Here is a 534-nt window from a genome sequence, read left to right on the forward strand (position 1 = left end):
TGGCTCCGCAGTCGTATACACTATTTGAAGGGTGATTTAGCCGATTCGACAATGTATCAGGCTCTCGGCAGGCAACTCACCGGTAACGCGATCTTCTACCTCGCCACCGCGCCGGCCTTCTTCGGGACCGTCGTCAATCAGCTCGGCGATGAAGGGCTGCTCAACGAGACCGATGGTTTCCGCCGCGTCGTGATCGAAAAACCGTTCGGGACCGACCTTGCCTCTGCACAGGCGCTGAACCGGCAAATCCTTTCCCGCGCCAGCGAGTCCCAGATCTACCGGATCGATCATTTCCTTGGGAAGGAGACCGTGCAGAACATCATGGTCACACGCTTCGGCAACACCATGATGGAAGCCGTCTGGAACAACCGCTACGTCGATCATGTCCAAATAACGGCGGCCGAGGCGGTGACCGTCGGCACCCGCGGCAGCTTCTACGATGCCACCGGCGCATTGCGTGACATGGTTCCCAATCACCTCTTCCAGCTGCTGGCGTTGATAGCGATGGAGCCGCCGATCAGCTTCGATGCCGAT

The 534-nt window shown here is 58.8% G+C and carries 1 pseudogene; it reads left to right on the top strand.

Annotated elements, in window-relative coordinates:
* Nucleotides 1–534, top strand: a pseudogene (locus tag AACY52_RS29905) (glucose-6-phosphate dehydrogenase); the annotation flags it as partial.

It is taken from the genome of Pseudomonas sp. EA_65y_Pfl1_P113, assembly GCF_963970525.1.
In the GTDB taxonomy this organism is placed as follows: Bacteria; Pseudomonadota; Gammaproteobacteria; order Pseudomonadales; family Pseudomonadaceae; genus Aquipseudomonas; species Aquipseudomonas tritici.